The sequence below is a fragment of the Arthrobacter sp. H14 genome, from assembly GCF_000520495.1.
Classification (GTDB): Bacteria; Actinomycetota; Actinomycetes; order Actinomycetales; family Micrococcaceae; genus Arthrobacter_C.
On record NZ_KI914655.1, the window covers coordinates 30,266 to 33,777 of the forward strand.

A 3,512-nucleotide genomic window follows, 5' to 3' on the forward strand; every position below is an offset into this window, starting at 1 on the left:
GCAGCCGCTACCCGAGGCTCGTCCGCCTGGAACCACAGTTTGCCGCCCTGCTGCCGGAACTGATCTGGCGCAGCACCCCGACGGATTTAGCCGCTCTTGCCGCCAAGGCACTGCAGCCAAAGGATCCGTTGCCGACCGAAGTCGGACTGGCACACCTGCATGCCCCTGCGGTCAGCGTGAAGGAGCAGGCGGGCATTCTCGGCGAAAAACTCAAGGCCGGTCAGGCATTATCCTTTCGCACTCTCATCCAGGATGCGGATAATACGATGGTGGTCGTTGCCCGCTTCCTGGCCTTGCTCGAAATGTTCCGTGACGCCGTCATTGCCTTTGAACAGATCTCGCCTCTATCCGAGCTCAAGGTGCACTGGACGGCGGCGCCGGATGAATCCTGGAGCAGCGCCGCGATCAGCACTGACTTTGATGAGCAAGGGGCGGCGCCCGAAGAGGTGGAACAAACTCATGAGTGAACCGAACGACGACGGCGGCAACGTTCGTCCGGACAAACAGCCGCCGGTTGAGCAGAGCCGCGACGACGGGAACCGGGACGAACAGCAGCCGGACGAGGCGCTGGATCTGGACGTTCTGCCCGGAGGAGCGAAGGCCGCTCTCGAAGCCGTCCTTATGGTCATCGACGAACCCGCCACGGAATTCGAGTTGGCGACGGCCTTGTTGCTTCCGGTGGACCGGGTCCGGAGTTTGCTCGCTGAACTTCGTGCCGAGTATGACGGATATACTGGGGAGGATCCTGCGCCGGATTCAGCTTCAGCAGCAACCACTCCACGTGGATTTGAGCTGCGCAATGTAGCCGGCGGCTGGCGGATTTTCTCCCGGAGCACTTTCGCACCTGTTGTGTCGCGGTTTGTTCTTGAGGGTCAGACAGCGAAGCTGACGCAGGCTTCATTGGAGACGCTGGCGGTGATTGCCTACCGTCAACCTGTTCCGCGGGCCAGGGTATCGGCTATCCGCGGCGTCAATGTCGATTCAGTCATCCGGACACTGACCCAGCGCGGCCTCATCGAGGAAGCCGGCACAGATCCGGAGTTCGGCGCCGTGCTGTACCAGACGACGGCGTACTTCCTGGAACGGATGGGCATTGGCAGCGTCGCGGAACTTCCGAAGTTGGCGCCGCACCTGCCGGGGCTGGACAATTTAGAAGAGTTTGAAGACCTGACGTATTGATTTGTATGAACGCTGACTTGAAGGAAACCCAATGACACAGCCTCCCCGCTCCGGATCCCACGGCCGCCCCGGTCCGGAAGGACGCCGCGGAGGGCACGGCAAGGGTCAGCAAGCCGGACCCGGCAAGGGCCGCACCGGTGGCCTGCCGGGCAAGGGACGTTCCGGCGGACAGCAAGGCGGTTTCGGCCCCAGCGGGTCCAAGCCCGATGATGCCAAGCCGTCGCGTTCCAAGCCGGCCCCGGGTGCCAAGCCACCGCGGCCTGCCGCAGCCAAAGGCGCCAAAGGACCTAAAGGGCCGAGGGCGTTTGGCAACGAACGCTTCGGCAGGAACCTCGGACCGGTCCAGCAGCGGAAGAGTCACGGCAAGCGCCGTCCTACCGCCCCGCCGGCGGATCAGTCCGATGCCCATGATCCGGAAGGCGTGCGACTGCAGAAGGTCCTCGCCGGTGCCGGAGTTGCCTCCCGCCGGGTCTGCGAGGAGATGATCCGCGACGGCCGTGTCGAGGTCGACGGCAATATCGTTACTGAGTTGGGCGTGCGGGTCGACCCCCGCAGCGCGGTAATCCACGTCGACGGCATCAGGGTCCAGCTGGACGAAACGCTGGTCTACTACGTCTTCAACAAGCCCAAGGGCGTCGTCTCCTCCATGGATGACCCCGAGGGACGCCCCTGCATTACCGACTACCTGAAGAAGCGGCCGGAACGGCTCTTCCACGTGGGCCGGCTGGATATCGCCACCGAGGGGCTGCTGCTGTTGACCAACGACGGCGAACTGGCCAACCGCCTGACGCACCCCTCTTACGAGGTACCCAAAACCTACCTGGTGCAGGTGCGTGGGCCGATGGCCCACGGCGTCGGCGCTCAAATGCGGGCTGGAGTAGAGCTCGACGACGGCACCGCCTCGGTCGACTCCTTCAAGCTGGTTGACTCGACACCTGGACACCTGCTCGTCGAAGTGGTGATCCACTCCGGCCGCAACCGCGTCGTCCGCCGCCTGTTCGACGCCGTCGGACATCCCGTGGAGCGGCTGGTGCGGGTCCAGGTCGGCCCGATCCGCCTCAACGACCAGCGTCAGGGCAGCATCCGCGCGCTCGGTAACCAGGAAGTCGGTCATCTGCTCGCGACTGTGGGGATGTAGCGGTGACAGGAGTGGACAAAGGGCATACACACCTGCGCGGGCCGGTGTTGATCATCGGAACCGGGCTGCTGGGCGCCAGTATCGGGCTTGGCCTTCGCCGGTGGGGGATCGACGTCGTCCTGTCCGACACGTCGCCCTCGGCCGAGGCAGTCGCGCAGGACATTGGAGCGGGGCGATTGCTCCAGGACGCTGAACCGGACTTCGCGCCGGAACTGGTGGTCTGTGCACCGCCGCCTGATGTGACCGCCGCCGTCGTCGTTGACGCGTTGAAGCGGTACCCAAGCGCCGTCGTCGTCGACATTGCCAGTATTAAGGCGTCCGTGGCTGCAGAGCTGAAGGCAGCCGGCGCGGATCTGAGCCGCTACGTGGGCACACACCCGATGGCCGGCCGGGAGAAGTCCGGGCCGGTGGCTGCCCGCGCCGAACTGTTCACCTCCATGCCATGGGTCCTCTGCCCTCCGGCGGACGCCACGGGACAGGCGGTCAAGACGGCGCAGGCGCTCGCCCTGGACCTCGGCGCGATCGTGGCGAAAATGTCGGTTGAGGAGCACGATGAGACGGTTGCGCTGATTTCGCATCTGCCGCAGGTCCTCTCCTCGCTGGTTGCCAGCAGGCTGCAGGACACGCCGCCGCAGGCGCTGTCGCTGGCCGGGCAGGGGCTGCGCGATGTGACCAGGATTGCCGCCAGCGACCCGTCGCTGTGGGTGCAGATTTTGGGCGCCAACGCTTCCCGGCTGGTGGACATCCTCTATGATGTCCGCGAGGATCTGAACCGGCTGATCAATACACTGGAACAGCCGGAGGCGCCGGGATCGCGGCTGGACCTGGCGCAGCTGATGAGTGAAGGCAATGCCGGGCAGGCGCGGATTCCCGGCAAGCACGGCGCACCGCCGCGTGCTTTCGCTGAACTGACCGTGCTGGTCGACGATGTACCCGGGCAGATCGCGAAACTGCTGACCGAGATTGGCGCAGTCGGAGTGAACCTGGAAGATCTGCGGCTGGAGCATTCGCCAGGGCAGCAGGTTGGCATGGTCGAAGTGTCGGTTGTCCCGGGCAAGCGGACGGAATTGATAGAAGCGCTTACAGAGCGTGGATGGAAAGTGGTTTCATGAGGGAGTCAAGAACGGTCCGCCTCGGCAAGTCCCTGGTGGTCGCCATCGACGGACCATCCGGCTCGGGCAAGTCCAGCGTCAGC

Annotated in this window: 4 protein-coding genes; all 4 read left to right on the plus strand. The window is 64.7% G+C overall.

Features of this window, described 5'->3' with window-relative positions:
* On the plus strand, positions 1-467 hold a 467-nt coding region (locus Y707_RS25500), incomplete at its 5' end, for a segregation/condensation protein A (RefSeq protein ID WP_162150216.1).
* Positions 460-1,179, plus strand: a complete 720-nt coding sequence (gene scpB / locus Y707_RS0111970) for an SMC-Scp complex subunit ScpB (RefSeq protein WP_081744820.1) — start codon at positions 460-462, stop codon at positions 1,177-1,179. The genes Y707_RS25500 and scpB, both read left to right, overlap by 8 nt.
* Before the next feature lie 31 nt (positions 1,180-1,210).
* Positions 1,211-2,317: a pseudouridine synthase gene (locus Y707_RS0111975; RefSeq protein ID WP_026535271.1), complete on the plus strand. Its 1,107-nt coding sequence runs from the start codon at positions 1,211-1,213 to the stop codon at positions 2,315-2,317.
* A gap of 2 nt (positions 2,318-2,319) precedes the next feature.
* The gene (locus tag Y707_RS0111980; protein ID WP_051441926.1) at positions 2,320-3,429 is read left to right on the plus strand and encodes a prephenate dehydrogenase; all 1,110 of its coding nucleotides are present in this window, start codon (positions 2,320-2,322) and stop codon (positions 3,427-3,429) included.
* Positions 3,430-3,512 lie beyond the last annotated feature (83 nt).